19 protein-coding genes are annotated in these 19,715 nt (G+C 41.0%); 17 read left to right on the top strand and 2 right to left on the bottom strand.

Annotated elements, in window-relative coordinates:
• Positions 1–30 precede the first annotated feature (30 nt).
• The 5 genes from essC to NSQ11_RS14910 all read left to right on the top strand — a co-directional run bounded on the left by essC (position 31) and on the right by NSQ11_RS14910 (position 9,403).
• Complete coding sequence (essC, locus tag NSQ11_RS14930; protein WP_255835768.1) at positions 31–4,506, top strand: type VII secretion protein EssC; 4,476 nt, start codon at positions 31–33, stop codon at positions 4,504–4,506.
• Positions 4,503–7,400, top strand: coding sequence for a type VII secretion protein EsaA (esaA, locus tag NSQ11_RS14925; RefSeq protein WP_335357912.1), 2,898 nt, complete (start codon positions 4,503–4,505; stop codon positions 7,398–7,400). Before essC ends, esaA begins: the two co-directional genes overlap by 4 nt.
• Entirely contained in the window at positions 7,381–7,878 is a 498-nt protein-coding gene (essA, locus tag NSQ11_RS14920) for a type VII secretion protein EssA (protein WP_056702632.1), read from the top strand. Before esaA ends, essA begins: the two co-directional genes overlap by 20 nt.
• A gap of 103 nt (positions 7,879–7,981) precedes the next feature.
• Positions 7,982–8,725, top strand: a complete 744-nt coding sequence (locus tag NSQ11_RS14915) for a (S)-benzoin forming benzil reductase (protein ID WP_058337150.1) — start codon at positions 7,982–7,984, stop codon at positions 8,723–8,725.
• 144 nt (positions 8,726–8,869) lie between these two features.
• Positions 8,870–9,403, top strand: coding sequence for an HD domain-containing protein (locus tag NSQ11_RS14910; RefSeq protein WP_007500462.1), 534 nt, complete (start codon positions 8,870–8,872; stop codon positions 9,401–9,403).
• On the opposite strand, the gene NSQ11_RS14905 is transcribed toward NSQ11_RS14910, so the two are convergent.
• On the bottom strand, positions 9,400–10,884 hold the full coding sequence (locus tag NSQ11_RS14905) for an alpha/beta hydrolase (RefSeq protein ID WP_039956281.1): 1,485 nt from the start codon (positions 10,882–10,884) through the stop codon (positions 9,400–9,402). The two genes, NSQ11_RS14910 and NSQ11_RS14905, sit on opposite strands and share 4 nt — an antisense overlap.
• Before the next feature lie 180 nt (positions 10,885–11,064).
• Between NSQ11_RS14905 and NSQ11_RS14900 the strand changes: the two genes are divergently transcribed.
• The 9 genes from NSQ11_RS14900 (at position 11,065) to NSQ11_RS14860 (ending at position 17,445) form a co-directional block, all read left to right on the top strand.
• A complete protein-coding gene (locus NSQ11_RS14900) occupies positions 11,065–11,301 on the top strand; it encodes a YuzF family protein (protein WP_003213721.1) in 237 nt (78 codons plus the stop codon).
• A 184-nt stretch (positions 11,302–11,485) separates the two neighbouring features.
• On the top strand, positions 11,486–12,589 hold the full coding sequence (locus NSQ11_RS14895) for an AI-2E family transporter (RefSeq protein ID WP_008345881.1): 1,104 nt from the start codon (positions 11,486–11,488) through the stop codon (positions 12,587–12,589).
• A gap of 68 nt (positions 12,590–12,657) precedes the next feature.
• Positions 12,658–12,879, top strand: a complete 222-nt coding sequence (locus NSQ11_RS14890; protein ID WP_008345880.1) for a spore germination protein — start codon at positions 12,658–12,660, stop codon at positions 12,877–12,879.
• A gap of 101 nt (positions 12,880–12,980) precedes the next feature.
• Positions 12,981–13,202, top strand: coding sequence for a spore germination protein (locus tag NSQ11_RS14885; protein WP_008345878.1), 222 nt, complete (start codon positions 12,981–12,983; stop codon positions 13,200–13,202).
• Positions 13,203–13,296: 94 nt separating this feature from the next.
• Positions 13,297–13,545, top strand: coding sequence for a YueH family protein (locus tag NSQ11_RS14880; protein WP_008345876.1), 249 nt, complete (start codon positions 13,297–13,299; stop codon positions 13,543–13,545).
• Positions 13,546–13,572: 27 nt separating this feature from the next.
• Positions 13,573–13,980, top strand: coding sequence for a YueI family protein (locus NSQ11_RS14875; protein WP_007500468.1), 408 nt, complete (start codon positions 13,573–13,575; stop codon positions 13,978–13,980).
• Positions 13,981–14,040: 60 nt separating this feature from the next.
• Positions 14,041–14,592 (top strand): isochorismatase family cysteine hydrolase, encoded by a 552-nt coding sequence (locus NSQ11_RS14870; protein ID WP_342501143.1) that lies wholly within the window; start codon positions 14,041–14,043, stop codon positions 14,590–14,592.
• 17 nt (positions 14,593–14,609) lie between these two features.
• Positions 14,610–16,079: a nicotinate phosphoribosyltransferase gene (locus tag NSQ11_RS14865; protein WP_007500472.1), complete on the top strand. Its 1,470-nt coding sequence runs from the start codon at positions 14,610–14,612 to the stop codon at positions 16,077–16,079.
• Between the two features lie 139 nt (positions 16,080–16,218).
• Positions 16,219–17,445: an HDOD domain-containing protein gene (locus NSQ11_RS14860; protein ID WP_035701209.1), complete on the top strand. Its 1,227-nt coding sequence runs from the start codon at positions 16,219–16,221 to the stop codon at positions 17,443–17,445.
• A gap of 36 nt (positions 17,446–17,481) precedes the next feature.
• On the opposite strand, the gene NSQ11_RS14855 is transcribed toward NSQ11_RS14860, so the two are convergent.
• Entirely contained in the window at positions 17,482–17,835 is a 354-nt protein-coding gene (locus NSQ11_RS14855) for a hypothetical protein (RefSeq protein ID WP_017358939.1), read from the bottom strand.
• A gap of 505 nt (positions 17,836–18,340) precedes the next feature.
• Between NSQ11_RS14855 and degQ the strand changes: the two genes are divergently transcribed.
• The 3 genes from degQ (at position 18,341) to comX (ending at position 19,704) form a co-directional block, all read left to right on the top strand.
• Positions 18,341–18,481: a degradation enzyme regulation protein DegQ gene (gene degQ / locus NSQ11_RS14850; RefSeq protein WP_003213123.1), complete on the top strand. Its 141-nt coding sequence runs from the start codon at positions 18,341–18,343 to the stop codon at positions 18,479–18,481.
• A gap of 151 nt (positions 18,482–18,632) precedes the next feature.
• Entirely contained in the window at positions 18,633–19,556 is a 924-nt protein-coding gene (locus tag NSQ11_RS14845; protein WP_008345863.1) for a polyprenyl synthetase family protein, read from the top strand.
• On the top strand, positions 19,534–19,704 hold the full coding sequence (gene comX / locus NSQ11_RS14840) for a competence pheromone ComX (RefSeq protein ID WP_017358941.1): 171 nt from the start codon (positions 19,534–19,536) through the stop codon (positions 19,702–19,704). Before NSQ11_RS14845 ends, comX begins: the two co-directional genes overlap by 23 nt.
• Positions 19,705–19,715 lie beyond the last annotated feature (11 nt).

Here is a 19,715-nt window from a genome sequence, read left to right as displayed (position 1 = left end):
TTGGTGCTGTCCGATGAGGAGGTGGAGCGTTTGAGTCTTCTATGGGTTTTTTATGAAGAAGATTATCAAACCGTCCGTTTAGATGAGCAGTTCAACCGGGAAGCTGTGATTGGACCTGAAATAGAGCATACAGTAACGATTCCTTCCCTTTCGTTTGATGAAGGATTGATTCGTTTATCTCCAGATGAAACGAATGACGGCTTTTCTCTTTATCAGGGCGAAAAAAAGAAAGGTCACTTACTTCCACATGAACCATATCAGGTTGGTTCACTCACACTCATGTTGATGGATTCACATCATGATCAAATCATTTATTACCTAGGAAATAGAGTCGAAGTGACTATTTCAAGTGAAGAAATAGATGAAGCGGATGTGTGGAAAGAAGAAGCCCATTCAATGTTTCAAAATGCCAAATCCTTCACGTTGGAAAAAATAGAAGGCGCTTGGTATGTGATTCCCCAAGATGAAACGATCTATGTGAACGGGAAACAGCTGCACGGTCCACAGCAGCTTCTTGCTGGAGATGAGCTGTTTTGGAACTTTTTGACGCTGTCATTGAAAGATGATGATTTATTGCAAGTAATAGCATTTGAACCATTTCAAACAAGTTTAGAAAAAACAAGGCCGCCGAGTACCGAAACGAAACAAAAATATCCTTTATATAGACGAACACCACGTTTGATTTACGATCTGCCAGATGACCGGGTGTCTTTCAGCTTTCCTTCACAGGAGAGTGAAAATAACGGCAGAGGACTTTGGCTCGTGGTTCTTCCGCCGCTTGTCATGCTGATTGTCATGGGGATCGTGGCCCTTGTACAGCCGCGAGGTATCTTTATTGTCGTGTCGATGGCGATGTTTATTATGACGTTAATTACTTCGTCCGTTCAATATTTTAAAGAGAAATCACAGCGCAAAAGACGAGAAGAGAAGCGGCAACGCGTTTACTCTCTTTACTTAGAAAATAAGCGGAAAGAGCTGCAAGAGTTGTATGACCGTCAACAATTTATTTTAACGTATCATTATCCGTCTTTTGAACAAATGAAATATTTGACGTCAGAAATCAGCGGGCGTATTTGGGAAAAGACGCTTGTCAGTGATGATTTTTTACAGTTGCGTCTAGGGACAGGTGCAGTTCCTTCAAGTTATGAATTATCGACGAGCGGCGGCGATATGGCCAATCGTGACATCGATGACTTAATGGAACAAACACAGCATATGCAAAACGTCTATCGCGAGGTAAAAGATGTACCGATTACGTTCGGTCTTGCGGACGGTCCAACCGGATTAATAGGAAAACCGGCAATTGTCAAAAATGAGCTTCACCAGCTTGTCGGTCAGCTTGCTTTCTCGCACAGCTATCATGATTTGAGATTTGTTTTTATCTTTAATGAACAGGAGTATGAGAACTGGGAATGGATGAAATGGCTGCCGCACTTCCAACTTCCTCATACATACGGGAAAGGGTTTATATACAACGAACAAACACGTGATCAGCTTTTGTCTTCTATTTATGAAATTTTACGAGAGCGTGATCTGGAAGAGGAAAAAGAGAAAAAAATCTTTACGCCTCACTTTGTGTTTATCGTGACAAACCATGAACTCATTGCGGAACATGTGATTTTAGAATACCTAGAAGGCAGCCGGACGGATTTAGGCATCTCAATTATCTTTGCGGCAGAAACAAAGGAAAGCTTGGCTGAAAATATTTCAACGCTTGTTCGTTACATTAACGAAGAAGAAGGAGATATTCTCATTCAGCATAAGAAGGCTGTACGAATTCCATTTCAGCTGGATGCACATGAGCGAGCGGACAATGAGCTGTTTGCCAGAACCTTAAGAACATTAGATCATCAAGTCGGGATGACCAACTCGATTCCAGAAACAGTCTCCTTCCTTGACTTGTTTCATGCCAAACAGGTAGATGACATTGGCATTCGTGAAAAATGGCTGACATCTGAAACAGCAAAGTCATTATCTGTGCCTATCGGTTATAAAGGAAAAAACGATATTGTCGATCTAAATCTGCATGAAAAAGCACATGGCCCACATGGTCTATTAGCAGGAACAACGGGATCAGGAAAAAGTGAGTTTTTACAGACGTATATTTTATCCTTGGCTGTACACTTTCACCCGCATGAAGTGGCGTTCCTGCTCATTGATTACAAAGGGGGCGGAATGGCGCAGCCGTTCCGAAATATTCCGCACTTACTTGGTACGATCACAAACATTGAAGGCAGCAAAAACTTTAGTGAAAGAGCGCTTGCCTCTATTAAAAGTGAACTGAAGAAAAGACAGCGCTTGTTTGATCAGTATCATGTGAATCATATCAATGACTATACGAAACTCTATAAAGAGAAAAAGGCGGAACAGGCGATGCCTCATTTGTTCTTAATCTCTGATGAGTTTGCTGAATTAAAAAGTGAAGAGCCAGATTTTATTAGAGAGCTTGTCAGTGCCGCGCGGATTGGACGAAGTCTCGGTGTCCATCTCATTTTGGCGACACAAAAGCCCGGCGGGGTCATTGATGATCAAATTTGGAGTAACTCCCGCTTTAAAGTCGCATTAAAGGTACAAGATGCATCAGACAGTAAGGAAATTTTGAAAAATAGTGATGCAGCGTCGATTACCGTGACAGGTCGTGGATATTTACAAGTGGGGAACAATGAAATCTATGAATTATTCCAGTCGGCTTGGAGCGGTGCACCGTATATGGAAGACGGCTACGGATCAGAAGATGACATTGCCATTGTAACGGACACTGGACTGATCCCATTATCAGGGGTAAGTACAGAGCCGGCTGTGAAAAAAGAGACAGTGACGGAAATTTCCGCTGTTGTGGATGAAATTGAACGTATGCAGCAGGAGCTTGGAATTGAAAAGCTTCCGAGTCCATGGCTTCCACCGCTTGAAGAACGGATTCCAAAAACACGTTATGCATCAAGTGAAGAGCACGTCTTCCATTTCGCTCTTGTCGATGAGCCAGATCAGCAAAGCCAGCATCCACTTTCTTATCAAATGATGGAGGATGGAAATATTGGCATCTTCGGTTCATCCGGCTACGGCAAATCACTTGCTGCGACAACACTGCTCATGAGCTTCGCAGAAAGATATTCACCTGAAGAATGGCATGCATATATTTATGACTTCGGTAACGGCACCTTGCTACCGCTTGCCAAACTTCCGCATACGGCTGATTATTTCTTAATGGATCAAATGAGAAAGATTCAAAAGTCGATGAAGCGTCTTCGTGAAGAGGTTGAATATCGCAAGCGTTTATTTAGACAGCAGGAAATGAGTCATATCAAAATGTACAATGCGCTGAATGAGAAAAAGCTTCCATTCATATTTATCGTGATTGACAACTTTGACATTGTGAAAGACGAAATGCATGAACTCGAATCTGAATTTATTCAGTTAAGCCGTGATGGACAGTCGTTAGGCATTTATTTCTTAATCACAGCGACTCGTGTCAACGCAGTCCGTCAATCTCTTATGAACAACTTGAAAACAAAGATTGTCCATTATTTAATGGATCAAGGAGAGGCATACTCCATTATTGGCAGACCGAAATTCAGCTTAGAGCCGATTCCAGGACGAGTCATTATCAACAAAGAAGAGCTTTACTTTGCCCAAATGTTCCTGCCAGTTGAAGGAGAGAACGATCTCGAATTGTTTGAGCATTTAAAACAAGAGATCCAGCTTCTAGATGCTCGCTTTGAATCAGCTGAAAAACCAAAACCTGTACCAATGCTTCCTGATAAGCTGACCATTTGGGAGCTAGAGAGTCGCTTAGAAGAACAAAAACAGCCGTATCACATTCCAGTCGGACTAGATGAGGAATCTGTTGCACCTGTTTACTTTGACTTGAAGAAGAATAAACATTGCCTCATCATCGGTCAAACGCAGCGAGGGAAAACGAATGTGACCAAACTAATGCTTGATCAGCTATTAGTAGCAAAACCTGAGAAGCTGGCCGTCTTTGATTCGATTGATCGGGGGCTCTCTCATTATGCAAAAGAAGAAAACATTGATTACCTTGAAACAAAGGATGATATCACAGAATGGGCAGAGGAAATAGATCGTTTATTCAAGGTGCGTGAAGAGATGTACGTCGAAGCTGTGCGCCGAGGAGAGACTGATCAGTTGTCGTTCTCTCAAATTGTGCTTGTGATTGATGGCATTACGCGTTTTCAGCAGACAATCGACCCACGCCTTCAAGATCAATTGGCTGATTTCATGAAATCATATGCACACTTAGGCTTCAGCTTGATCGCATCAGGAAATCATACCGAATTCAGTAAAGGCTATGATGCACTCACAAACGAAATCAAACAAGTTCGTCATGCCATGTTACTGATGAAAAAATCAGAGCAAAACATCATACCGCTTCCGTATGCAAGACAAGAACCAGAGATTCAGCCAGGATTCGGATATTTGGTTGAAAACGGGAAAGAGAAGAAAATCCAGGTTCCTTTATGTGCGGTAGAAAGGAAGAGTGTTCAATGACAGAGCAGCAAAAAAGCTCCATCAAAATCGTGTCGACCATGATACTGATTCTCGTCTTGCCGGTTCTATTTTTCCATCTCATTGGGGATGATCCGGCAAAACAGAAAAAGAATGCCACACGTAACATAGCCGTGGTCAATGAGGATATGGGGGCGAGCGAAAGTGAAAATACCGCTCGTTTCGGACAGGATGTGGTGGCGGCATTATCAGAGCGTCCAGATTACACATGGACAGTCGTCAATCGAAGTGCGGCAGAAAATGGCCTGAAAAATAGAAAGTACGATGCAGTTCTTTATATTCCATCTGACTTCTCTAAAAATGTGCTGAGCTATGATAAGGATCATCCTGAGAAGGCATCTATCCAATTCTCAATCCAAGATCAGCTCAATGCAGTGAATAAAGAAAAAGTACAAAGAGAGCTAGAAAATGCTCAAAAGAAAATGAATGAACAAATGTCGACTTTATATTGGAGTTTTGTATCACAGGAAATCGGCAATGTCAGAGAAGAGTTTGAGCATATTGTTGGCAAAGAGGTCGAATTCCAAAACACGATGTACAACTTCTATAAGCCAAATTCAAACAAACTATCTGATGCCGTCCAGCAGCAGAAGAAACAAATAGAAGAACTAAAAAATGCGATGGCCGATTCACAAAAACAGTATAAAGACGGTTTAAGTACAACAGAAGAAGCGAAAAGCCAGCTGAAGGATTTCGTCAAAGTAGTCGATCAATATCAGCAGTATCAAGACAAACAAAAGGATCTCTTGATCAAAGCGCAATCGACAAGCAAAAAACAAATCCAGCAAGGACTCAAACAGCTTGCTGAGATTCAAAACCAAAATGCCCGCAGCTTTAGCGATCAAATGGGCGGACTCAAAACCGATATCAATGGGGTCCAAAGTCAGCTTAAAACAACGGACAGCGCAATTCAATCTGTTCAAAGGGCAAGAGAAGACGTAATTCCTAAGCAATCGTCGGGATTAACGGACCTTGTGAAGGCGTCTCAAGAAGAACTATTGAAGAATTATGAAGGTCAATACTTAGAGGCCTATAAAAGTAAGATCATCGCCTTGCAGAATAAGCTAGAAGCAAAAAGGCAAGAGCTAATCAACGCACCCGAGCAGCCAGCTGATCCTGATGATGACGGGCAATCAGATCAAGATAATGAGAACCCAGAAGAGATTGGCATTAACTTAGATGATGAAACAAATGAACTCTCGCAAATTTCATCAGAAATGAACGATCTAGCTGATCAATTAGAAGATCAGACTGCACCTCCTACTAATGAAGATGATAAAGAGGGTGAAAACGGTCAGGATGCTGTTCAGCCAGATAACAGCGGCACGAATCAATCAAAAGATGACCTAAAAGCACTGTCTAATCGTTTAGAAGAAGTGAAAAAGAAGATTCAAGAAAAAGCGGCCGCTCATAACGACCAATTGAAAGACAAAGTAAGTCAAATGAGTAAGGAGCTTGAAAGCCTCACGAAAAAAGTAGAGAAGCTTGAAAAGATGATTCTAAGGTTACAAGATCGATATAACGTCATTCCGAATGAAATCAAAAATCAGGAATCCTCTATTTTAAACAAAGTGCAAGAGCTGAAACGAGTAAACTCGCCGATTGGCAACACTGTGAATACGAAAATATTTGATCAAGAGTTTAAAACAAATTCAACAAGCACCAAAAAGTTAATGGAATACTCCAATCAACTGTCTCAGCTAGAGATGATGCTTGGGAACCTATATCAACCAACAAACAATTCATCTCTACTAGACACAAAAGGAGATGAAATCCAGTCCATCCTTTCCATCAAAAAAGAAGAAACGGAAAACTGGGATACACTCAAAAATCAAATGCTGACGTCAAATGATGATGTGTCTACCTTTATTGATGAGATGCAAAAATTCTCAGATGGCTACGCAGAATACATTTCGACTCAGCAGGCAAGCATGGAACAGGAGTTAAATGCCATTTCTGAAAGTGCGGACACAGTAGCTGAACAAATGGCTGATCAAGGAGATGCGGTGTATACGGCAGACCTTGCGGGCAGTTCGATTGTTGTGAGTGCACAGGATTCAATTGGTCAGGAAGTGCTTCGTCTTTCTGAAAATATGAGTTCGTTAACCGACCGCCAAAAAGGGGTGGCCGATTATACGAATAACATTGAAGAAAGTGTCACAACCGTTCAAGAAAAAGCAGATACCCTGAACGAAAACTGGAGTAAGAATGTCAATTCTACAAAGCTTGTTCAACAAGATTTAAAGGGTATTTTAGGCAACACTTTAGACGATCAAGGCAACAGCAACTATGTGTATAACCATTTAGCCAATCCGTTGAAAATTAGCGGCGATGTGCCAGAAGAAAAAACGCAGACTGTACCGCCAGTAGTCATTTTGGTTATTGTCATGATCAGCAGTTTGTTGATTGGCTTTTTTAGCTCGTATTATGCGTCAGCGCCAATGCTGGTCAAAGGTGCACTCTTTGGTATTTTAAATCTGCTAGTCGGGCTCATGATCAGCCTGTTTGGACTCAACATTTACAAACTAGCTGATGACCAAGCCATTCAATGGTCGATCTTTACGATTTTGCTGCTAGTGGCATGCTCTGCCTTCATTCGCACAGCTTTCCTTTTCGGTTCAATTGCCGGATGGATGGCAGCAACGGCGCTTATTTTCTTCTTTGTTGCACCGTTAATTGATTTGGTCATGCCAAACTTCCATTTTACAAATCCAGTGACAGACGTGTATCTGTCCATCCAATATGGAAATGGAGACAACTTCGGTATGGGCATCACAGGGCTACTGATTTTAACGATATTGTTCATGGTCATTCCACTAGTGAAGAAGCTATGGAAAGACAAAACAGAGGAACGTGATGTCACTCATGAGACTTAATCTATTCGTCAAAGGGATGGCACTTGGTGTCATATCCCTTTTTCTCCTCAGTCCTGCTGCTTTTGCTGCTACAGGTGAAGATACGGATACGAATGTCAAGCCGAATGAATATCAAGAAAAGAACCTCAATATTAATTCGAGTATATTGAGGGATCAAACGAAATACGAACAAAGCAAAACAACATCTAAAGTCAAAACGGACATTCACTTTGCTGACCCGCCTAAGACCTCTGGTGGTCAACTTGCGCCGCAGCTTTTTAGTGATCTGAAAGACAATCCGCCTAAAACGCCAGCTCGTATGATGAAAGAGATGAATATCTCTTTCAGCGATTCGGCTGTATCAACGCCTTCTGGCGATGATCATGAAAAGCAGAGATCGGCGCTTCTACCAATCATTTTTGGCATCTTGATCGCCTTTGGCATCATGGTCATGATCATTCTCATTCCAAAGGTGAATGTGAAGACGGAAAAGAAATAGCCTGCCTTATGAAAAGGGCAGGCTTTTCTTTATGCAGATGCAGATTGCTTGATGTGAGACCGATTCACTATTTAAAATAGTGTTATCAAGGGAGGAGATTGTCATTCGAATTTCAATCGTCACAGGCGGATCAAAAGGATTTGGTTTAGCACTTGTCAAACAGCTACTTTCACGCGGGGATAACGTGTATACCGCTGCAAGAAGTGAGTCGCCACTATCCCATCCACACCTCACGCATTCACAGGTCGATCTCACTGATGAGGTATCGGCTGCAAAGTGGCTTCAGGGCATCTTGTCCTCGCAAACTCTCGCAGACGCTGATGACGTCTTGCTTGTCAATAATGCAGGAATGGTCACTCCTATCAAGCGTGCAGGGCAAGGCGGAGAAGATACGCTTCATCAGCATTATACGCTGAACCTTGTCATCCCTGTTTTGCTCAGTCATGTGTTTGTGAGAGAGACACAATCTCTTGAAGGGAAGAAAACCATCGTGCATCTTTCTTCTGGAGCAGCTAAAAATCCGTACAAAGGATGGAGTGCCTATTGTAGCTCAAAAGCAGGGCTTGATATGTTTATGAGGACTTTACATGAGGAACAACAGGACGAAGCATATCCTGTCACCACGTTTTCCTTTTCACCCGGTACGATTGATACGGATATGCAGGGAGAGATTCGGAAATCCTCCAAACAGGACTTTGAACAAATTGAGCGGTTTCAGCAATTACATGAAACAGGTACGCTAAAGAGCCCAGATGAAGTGGCCGGTATTTTACTCGACCTTCTAGCAGATGACCCAGCTGGCGGTTGTGTATACGATGCCCGTGAGTATGAAAAAAAGCAGTCATAACGGCTGCTTTTTTCGTATTGTACAAGCAAAGACAGCTTATTAAGCATAAGCTAATTTTGAGACTCATCGGAAATATGACAGAACATTTGAGTTTCTTTTCAGAATATGTTAGGATGCTAAAAATATAGATAAGGAGGGGTTTCCATGAGAAAGGTTACATTAATGGATGTTTACACCCATCCAGTCGCTCAAAAATATTTAAATCGTTCAGGAAAAGCCCACGCCATTGCTTGTGCTTATCACGCATTCAAACTGGCGATGCAGGCGGGGATTAACCCGGATCTTGCTGTGAAAGCAGCACTCTTGCATGACATCGGCCACTATGAATGGTATACAGCAGGCGGAGAATGGGATTACGAGACATATAGACGGAATGATATTCATGCCATTAAAGGGGCAGAGCGGGCACATAAACTGCTCATACGGCTCGGCGAGGAACCAAAAGCAGCCAAAGAGATTGCCCTTGCGATTTTGCTTCACACAGATTCATATTTGCCAGAGGGCGACCTGCATAAGGACACACTCCAGCAAATTGTGAAGAAAGCAGATGAAATGGACGAAGAGCCTGGTGGACACCATCATTACAGACAAATAGATGAATCACTTGCGCTCAAAAAAATTGCTGATTTGGATGAGAAGGTGCAGCAGGCGCTTCAGCCCATGAAACGCTCTGTTTAATATGGAATATCTCCATGAATCGTTCCGTGCTGATCCACATACAATGTGCGGATCACAGTACGGTTAAATGCCGACGTCCCTGACGCAGTGAGACCTGTGTAATGAACCGTGACGGAATAAGCACCTTCTTTTTTCAATTGAACGGCAGATGAAGAGCTCGTTTTCAGTGGATGATCCTTCTCGGCATCTTTAAAATAAGTGGTCTCTACAGTTTTGCTTAATCGTTTAATCAGCTTGCTCGAATGTGTCGATGCATCTCCTGATTTCGCTGCAGCGATTTTGATTTCTTCATTCAATGGTGAATCAAAGGATACAAGTAGCAAATAAGGATCCTTTTTTCCTGAATTTGATCGAATCGTCCATTTTCCTGGAACGGGTTTATTGATTTGCACATGGTGTGAATAGGCGCCTTCATATGGGAATGATGCTTCGGATGTCGTCAAATTGGTTAAGACATCTCCATTTGGCGCAACGATTTCCGGATTGGCTTCCTGTCTTTCATTTAACCACTGAATCGATAGGCCATTCGTTCCTTCCTCTACATAGAACGCTTCTGTTTTATCCTTTTCACTTTCTCCACCTTTCACATAAACGTTTGTATTTAGCTCTGAAGAGACTGGTTCTTGCTCTTGTTCGTCTTCGCTTTCAGCGCTTGCGGTACTTGCACGCAGCTGTGCCTGAAATACGGGGAACATGCTTGTGCCGTTTTTGATCGAAAAGTGATCCCATTTTCCTGTTAAAATATTGTTTGCATATGCTAGCTTTGTGCTGCTGACCGTCACAGCGCCATCGTTTGCACCAAAGCTTTTTAAATACATGCCGCCTAAATAAAGCACTCCGCCAAAGGTTCCCCAATCTGAACCAGAATAGGTTACATATTTATGAGGGAACGTCTCCAGCTGGTCGGTTTCACTTCGAAAAGCTGCCATCATCCCGGTTTGCAGAGAATAGAGCGCGTCGCTCTTTTGTCCAAGGATTTGCGCAAGCCAGCTTCCGCCTTTGCTATAGGCTAAATCCGCAAGCGGCGTCCCATAATGTGGAGAGCCAAGTGTGATGACTTTCTCTACATATGGATGAGCGTTGTAATACACGAGTGCAGCCTGCGTATCCACTCCACCTTTACTATGACCGATTATGATCAGTTTTCTGCCGAAAAATTCATAGATTTCTTTTAACTTTTCTGCTAATAGTTTCCCATTCTTTTTCATGTCCTGATCTGGATATAAATCTATGAACGCGCTTTCGTATCCGTTCAGAACAGCTTGTTTTGCCATATCGTTTCGATCAGACCATGTGGAGGAAGAACTGTTTATGCCATGTACAAAAACAAGTGGGGGTTTTGACAGGTCTTTTTGTACCGGTTCTTCGCCTTTAAACCACTTTCCTGGTGTACCAGGTGCATCTCCAATTGTGCCTGCGTGCGCATAACTTGCAGAGGATAGTAAGAGCATGACAGCAACGATACAGATTAATTTTTTCAAGATCATTCACCTCTTCAAATAATTTAAGATGTTGGCAGCACCAATCTATTATACTTCTAAAAATTGTAAAAAAATATGAAATGTAAAAATACGGTAATAATGTTGTGGGTTTGCTGAGTGACACTCACATGGGTCATTGCATACGCTGTGGGTAAATACACAAGTAAAGGGGCAGGTAGCATGGCACAACAAGGAAGTCCACAGCTTGTTTCATTAGTTGATCCATATGTTTATCAAACATTGCAGAAAGTAGTCGGTATGAGATTGATTGTTCAAACAGTGAAAGATACAGTACGTGGAAAGTTGAAGGAAGTGATGCCGGATCATATTGTGATTGAGGCGGGGGCAAAATCAGTGTTTTATGTGCGGATCCAGCAAATCGTGTCGGTGATGCCTGATCACAGTGAAAGAGTGTAACAAGCAGACGCACAGGTGTCTGCTTTTTTCAATGCTTACAGAATGTATATCTGGAAAAAGTGCATGATATACCAATTGTTCTTTTTTTTTCAAAAAATATGGTTCTAAAACAAGAAGCAGTTGACAGAAGGTGGGTTGAATAGTAGTTTTTTAATAAGGTCAATACGTAACAGGAGGAGCATCTTTGTTAAAATCTAAAGTTCATTTTTGGACATTCCAAATATTACTGGTTTTACTGATTGTGTATGTATCAACAAAAGTTTCGTTTTTATTTCAGCCGATCATTTTATTTGCTTCAACGTTGTTTGTTCCTATTTTACTGGCAGGTATTCTCTTTTTCATCTTTAATCCGATTGTTCGATTTTTGTCGAAGAAGATACCTAGGACGCTCGCCATTCTGATTATTTATCTCCTATTCATCGGGCTTATCACGTTTGTTGTCAATGCTGCTGGACCTGTCATTGTCACGCAGGTGGGTGGACTTGTCAAAAGCTTCCCGGGGTATGTCACGGACATGCAGAAATTTATCAACGACTTCTCGCATTCTAAAACATTTACATGGATGATGAACCAAGATTATGTGTCTGTTTCGAAGTTTGAACAGTCGATCGTTTCGACATTAAAAGATTTACCGGAAAATATTGCTTCCAGTATGTCGGCGGTGTTTGGCGTGATTGCGAATATTGCCCTCGCTGTCATTACCGTTCCATTCATTTTATTTTACATGCTAAAAGACGGGCATAAGTTTCCGGACAAGCTCGTTCAATTTTTGCCAATGCCTTACCGTAAGGAAGGATTGAAGATTTTTAAAGAATTAAACGATACGCTTGCTGCTTACATACAAGGGCAAATCGTTGTTTGTTTATTTGTCGGAGTTGCTTGTTTTATCGGATACTTATTAATTGGTGTGAAATATGCGCTCATTCTCGGCATCATTATTGCGGTGACAAATGTCATTCCATATCTTGGGCCATATCTTGGTGCGGCGCCAGCTGTGCTCATTGCTTTTCTTGATTCGCCTGGAAAAGCGGTTGTGACTGTTATTGTCATTCTTGTTGTTCAGCAGATCGATGGAAACGTCATTTCTCCATTGATCATTGGAAAACGTCTCAACACACATCCGTTAACAATTATCTTGCTATTAATTGGGGCAGGAAGTTTTGGCGGAATCCTTGGCATGATTTTTGCCGTTCCTGTCTATGCGTTGCTGAAAGCCATCACACTCAATATTGTCAGATTGGTTCAGCTGCGTCAGCGCTCTCGAAAAGAACAGCATTTAAACGTTTAGGGCAGATGCACAACTTTTCCCTTTTTGCATAACATAACTCACATAAGCGAATAGGGAGGAGAAGGAAGATGCCTGCGATTGTTGGACCCATCCATATTGAGTCTTTAGGCGGAAACGGCTCGGCTACTTTTGGTGACGTTCTCGCCATTGCCCCTTTGGCTGTAGATCACTCGACCGGTGGAGCGGGAGCTTTTAATTCAGGTGATTATATGTCCCTGACAAGCGATCCGAATGCCACTATGCTTTGGGACTTTACACTATTTGGCCAGCCTCAATCATTTAATGCATAAAAGACAGCTGATCATATGACATATCAGCTGTCTTTTTTATGTTGGATAGACACGTATTGTTCCGCTAGGCATATGATGAGGGTAGTAAAGGTGGTGGAAAGATGCCAGCAATTGTTGGACCCATTCATATTGACCGTGTCATAGGAAACGGTTCTGCACATTTCGGCGATGTGTTTGCTATTTCGCCAAAAAGTGTGGATCATTCCGCTGGTGGTTCAGGCACCTATAATGCAGGAGACTTTGTTCAATTCTTCAACAATCCGAACGTCACATTTGTGTGGGATTCAAACCTGATCAGCCAGCAAAAGAGCTTTAACGCATAGCCAGCTTTGAAAGGGTCTCCTTTTCAGAAGCTGTCTTTTTTTATGGTACAATGGATAGAAGAAGGAAGAAGAAAAAGGGGGGAAAACACATCAAATGAAAATAAGAAAAGCGCATCTGACAAGCGGGCAACCAACAACCTACAATGTATATTTACATGAAAATAAAAAAGAATATAAAACGCTTGTCGCTGTACCTGATATGGAATGGAGTATTTCTATCGCGTATGAAGACGAAAAAACGCAGCTTGAGCAAGCACTAGAACAATCTTTAAATAAAAGAGTAGAAATAGACGAAGCCCGTGAACTCGCACAAAAAATTGTGCACTGGGTCACAGAAATGTAAATTCAGAAACCAGGAGTGAACACAGCAATGAAAGAAGAATCCGTAGACTTTTATTTGCAGCAAGGGATATTTGGACATGCTGAAACAAAACCAGATGAACGAAGAATGTTTCTCGGCTCATTAAGAGAACGTGCACTTCTCGCTCTGACAAAAGGACAAGTATCGAGACATAAATCGTATCAAGAGGTAGAGCAAGTATTGAAGGCAAACCGAGAGGCCACTGTTCTTTTAAATGGTGAATTGTCATATGCTTCTTATTCTCCATATGTCAAAATGGCAAATGCCGCTGGTTGTTCTTTTAAAGTGGTCAACCATCACGAGTCACATTCACCTTTTGGGCTTGTGATAGAGGTGCCGCATGCGATCAATCAAGAGCACATCTATATAGAAGATGAGCTTTTTCAAAAAGCTTTTTCTCGTGAATCTGTTGAATAGGTTTCCCTAGTGAAATGAATAAGCTATAATGATTCAAAAGAGCATATGGGAGAGATGCGGATGGGCAAAGCATTGATTTGTATTGATTATACAGTTGATTTTGTTGCAGACAATGGAAAACTGACGTGCGGAAAGCCTGGACAGGCGATTGAGTCGAAGATCACAGAGATCACTTCTTCATTTATTGATGAAGGACACTTTGTTGTTTTTGCCGTCGATCATCATGAAGAGCAAGATCCATATCATCCAGAGACAAAGTTATTTCCGCCCCATAATATTCGCGGAACAGAAGGAATTGAACTTTACGGAAAACTAAGTTCACTATTTCACACGTCAACACATTTAAAACATGTCTATTATATGGAAAAAACAAGATACTCTGCTTTTGCAGGCACTCAATTAGAAATGAAACTGCGCGAGCGTGGCATCACTGAACTTCACCTAGCCGGAGTGTGTACCGATATTTGTGTACTTCATACAGCTGTTGATGCGTACAATAAAGGCTTTGAACTTGTGATTCATGAGAATGCCGTGGCGAGTTTTAATGAAGCGGGGCACGAGTGGGCACTTTCTCACTTTGAGCATACGCTTGGTGCGAAAGTGGTTAAGTAAGGGAAGGAGAATGGAAGTTGGAGCATCGGTTTATTGACGACAGTTTATCACTACATACAGATCTTTATCAAATTAACATGGCAGAAACGTATTGGAGAGACGGCATTCATGAGAAGAAGGCAGTCTTCGAACTCTTCTTTAGAAAGCTTCCATTTGACAACGGCTTCGCTGTATTTGCTGGTTTAGAGAAAGCGATTGAATATTTATCGGACTTCTCTTTCACCGAGAGCGACCTTGCATATTTAAAAGATGAACTCGGTTATAAAAGCGATTTCATTGAATACTTAAGCGGATTGTCATTTACAGGGACACTTCATTCAATGAGAGAAGGAGAAATTGTCTTTGCGAATGAACCTATTATGCGCATCGAGGCAACACTTGTTGAAGCGCAGCTAATTGAAACGGCACTGCTCAACATCGTGAACTTCCAGACGCTAATTGCAACAAAGGCGGCTCGTATTAAAGGAATCATTGAAGATGAGACAGCATTAGAATTCGGAACAAGACGTGCCCATGAAATGGATGCAGCCATGTGGGGAGCAAGAGCAGCACTGATCGGCGGATTTCAGGCAACAAGTAATGTCCGTGCAGGGAAACGCTTCAATATTCCCGTATCAGGCACACATGCCCATGCACTTGTACAAGCATATCGCGACGAATATACTGCATTTAGAAAATATGCCGAAACACATACAGACTGTGTCTTTTTAGTGGATACATATGATACGGTCAGATCAGGCATTCCAAATGCGATTAAGGTAGCGAAAGAATTCGGTGATAAAATCAACTTTATTGGAGTCAGACTTGATAGCGGAGACCTTGCCTACTTGTCTAAAAAGGCGAGAACGATGCTGGATGAAGCTGGATTCCATGACGCAAAAGTCATTGCATCAAGCGATCTTGATGAACACACCATTATGAACTTAAAAGCACAAGGTGCAAAAATTGATGTATGGGGTGTTGGAACGAAACTGATTACCGCATTCGATCAGCCAGCTCTTGGTGCTGTATATAAGCTTGTATCGATTGAAGAAAACGGTCAGATGAATGACACGATCAAAATTTCTTCTAACCCAGAGAAAGTGACAACACCAGGCCGTAAACGAGTGTATCGCATTATCAATCAATTGAATCATCACTCTGAGGGAGACTACATTGCCCTTGAAGAAGAAGATGTTCAAAGTGAAGATAAGCTGAAAATGTTCCATCCAGTTCATACATTTATCAGCAAATTTGTGACAAATTTTGTGGCAAAGGACCTTCATGTCCCAATTTTTGAACAAGGGAAGCTGGTGTATGATAATCCAGATATCCAAACGATTCAAGCATATGTGCAGGACAGTCTCGGACTCTTCTGGGAGGAATACAAACGAATCAGCAAACCAGAAGAATACCCAGTCGATTTGAGTCAAAAATGCTGGGATAATAAGATGCAGTTTATCCATGATGTGAAAAATAAAATCAAAAAAGAGCTTTATGAAAGCTGATTACCCCGGGAAAGGAGATCATCAAGCCAGATGGTCTCTTTTTTTAATGTTGGACGATTCAAAATGAACCTTATGGGCAATCATTTGGTATACTGAAAGCACATCTTGTTTGTCATTGCATAAAGGAGGAATGGAGCAGTTGAGGGTGTTTGTTGCAAGGCAGCCTATTTTTAACAGAAAAGAACAAGTCGTATCATACGAGCTGCTTTATAGAGATAGTGAAACCAATACATATAGCGCTGAAGATGGTGATCAAGCGACAACCGACCTCATTATCAATAGTTTTTTAAACATTGGCATCGAAACACTGACAGAAGGAAAACGATGCTACATCAATTTCACCGAAAGCTTGCTTTCGTCTGATCTGCTCACTTATTTTGATCCACATCAGCTTGTGATCGAAATATTAGAAAATGTACCGATTACTCCGGCACTTATTATGAGATGTAAGCAATTAAAAAAGTGGGGATACACGATTGCGCTCGATGATTTCTTTCTGAGTGGAACACATTTTCATGACAAGTTACTCGATGAACTCCTCTATTGCATTGATATTTTAAAAATTGATTTTCTGAAAACAACATGTGAAGAACGAAGAGACATTTTACATACATATAAAAAGTATCGACTTCGATTCCTTGCTGAAAAGGTAGAAACGCGAAAAGAATATGAAGAAGCGTTAGAAGCTGGCTTCCATTTGTTTCAAGGATATTTCTTTAGTGAGCCGCACGTCATTTCGGGACGAGCCTTATCGACTAGCTTCCACGCATACCATCAGCTATTGAATGAGCTGAGCAAGGAGCAGCCGAATATTCAGACCGTGACGCACTTTATAGAAAGTGATCTTTCCCTTTCATATCAATTATTAAAAATGCTGAATTCTGGCGGCATGAGACGTCTTTATCAAATCAAGAGTATTCGTCAGGCGATTATCCTGCTTGGGTTTAATGAAATACGGCGATGGATCTTTATCCTCTCATTTAAAGAACTGAATGTCCAAGCCAACTCAAGCCAAAAGGAAATCATCAAAATGTCGTTCATTCGTGCCAAAACGTGTGAACTCATTGCTAGTCGGACTGAACGAGAGCATCCCGCTTCTTATATGCTAACAGGTATGTTTTCACTCATTGATACGCTTGTCAGGGCGGACATTACTGAACTTGTGAAAGAACTGCCTCTTTCGGATGAAGTAGGTGAGGCACTGCTTGGCTATGAAAATGACTATTTCCTTGTGTTAGACGTTGCCAAACGTATTGAACGAAATGAATGGGATGATGAAATGTTAGGTGGAAGTCTCCCTAAGCAGGAAGCCTACGGCTGTTATATAGAAGCCATTGAATGGTGTCATAAAATGTTTGAATCTTAAGAAAAGCCGCTCCCACTAGAGCGGCCTTTTTCTTTGTTATCCCCACTGTAAAAGTAGAAAAAGCCTACTGGAAGAGAGGGATAAGTAGATACGGATGCCTTCTGGACTAAAGCGGATATCGATATTGCTTTTCACCCCAATCTGCTTCAGCATTCGAATTACACTTGCGGTGTCAGCTCGTTCAGCAGCTTCCATGATTCGCTGTCCAAACGAAAGCGAACCGGAAATCTGCTGTGTAATGAGGGATGCATCAGCCACGAGACGGGTTGATTCCTTTGCAGCCTTTTGAAACGCATGAGCATCTACTGGAGGAAAAGTCATAGGTGTTCGCAGGTATGCGTTCCCCATTGCGGGAACCTGCAAAGGAGGATAAGGAACATAGTAAAACACATGGTCACCTCTTCTCTCATTGAAGTGAATTTGGACGGATATCTGTTCTAAATGTATGAAGAAAATCCGAATAAAGAATCAAAATGATCTTTCTATCTTTGCATATTCATCATAAAAATAGGTACTTTTGCGGTCAATTTCGGTGAATGTCGCCAAAAAATTGCGGTGTCTACAGTAGAGCCTGTCGTCTGACCTATAACATGAAAAACCGAGGAAACAGAAGGGATCATACGTTCTGTTACACAAGAATTGTGACGAATGATGCCTGTTCATGTCGCAAAAATGACGTATTTCCTTTGAAATTGAGATAAAAGTATCATTTGAAAAGTCTGAAAATGATGAAAAAAGACCTATTGAATTTTGCGGTATCACGCACACATTTTGTGCATACTTTTCGGTGAAAAAATACTCAATAGCATTTACACTGTTAGTAACAGATCAAATACTTATGACCCAATCAACATACACAAATACATTGATCTTCCAAAAAAGGAGAGTGGAATCGATGGAAAAGTATGAAATCGAAGAACTTAAACAACTATTATGGAAACTTGAAAACGAAATTAGAGAAACAACGGCTTCTCTTCATAACATTAACAAAAGCATTGATCAATACGACAAATATGAATATGTGAAAATTTCTTAAAGACTTGATAACCATCAAGTCTTTTTTTTATCCAAATACATACAAAAAAAGGATATATTATTATATAATTGTTAAATAGTGATGTCAGTGGACATTTGCTTATTTCTTTTTAGTAAAATAAGAGGCGAGAGGGTGAGGATCAAGATCGAGTATGCTAAACTATCTAGAGAATACAAAAATCAAGCAGAAAATGTCTGATTTTATTCAACATGCAGTCAGGCAAAATGATTTACAAAAGCTGCTTCTCGAATTTACAGATATAAAGAATGAATTTCCTTTTGGGCAATTGGCTTACCAACATTATGAGGCATTTGGCGGACAAGACAAGCAAGCGATTACAAAACTGGCAGCAGGGATTGAACTTCTCATCTTATCTGCCGATATATTAGATGATATTGAAGATCAGGATAATGATTCGTATCCTTGGATGAAATGTCAGAGCGGAATTGCGATTAATGCGGCGAATGTTCTCTTTGCATTGAGTTTTGATGTGTTTTCAAAGCTTGATCATGGAGCGAAGCTTTTAAACAATGTATATTCTTATTCCATTCAGTCAATGCAAGGGCAGCATATAGATATGACACTGGAGCCAGAGAATGAGCAGGATTGTTTAAATATCATGAAGTTAAAAGCAGGGTCACTGTTTGTATTACCTTGTGTGTTAGGTGTTGTTTTGGCAACAGGTTCTTTTGAAAAGAAGGTAGAAGAATATGCTTATTACCTAGGAATGGCGGAACAGCTTGAAAATGACTATCTAGGTCTTTTTAATAAAGATAATATTGACTTTAAAAGAATGCAAACATTACCGCTAGTTTACTTGAAAAATGAGTTTAATCCATCTAGTTCAGACTTGCTCAGTTATTTTCAATCAAAGGATAAGAGTGCCGGCTCTGAAGAATTAAAGGATAAATTAAAAAAATCTGGTGCTCAACAATATGTATTTATTATGAGAAACCTTCTCAGAAATAAGTTTAAAGAAGCATTCAAGAAACTACATTTAGAGGCTTCAAAAAAGAAAAAACTGATACTTTTTTTAAATGGAGATGGAGAAGATGAAAATTCAGGAATTGGTTAGTTATTTAGTGGAGAATCCTTCAACATTAAATCAAATCGCTAATGGGAACGCATCATTGCTTCACGTTGATCAAGAAACTGCAAGTATTATTGTTGACGGATTCCAGAAAGAAGACGTTATTAAAGCAATCATATGGGCAACTGCTTGAGTAGATAAATA

The sequence above is a fragment of the Bacillus sp. FSL W7-1582 genome, from assembly GCF_038593325.1.
GTDB classification, from domain to species: domain Bacteria; phylum Bacillota; class Bacilli; order Bacillales; family Bacillaceae; genus Bacillus; species Bacillus altitudinis.
This window is presented reverse-complemented; position numbering and strand designations above follow the sequence as displayed.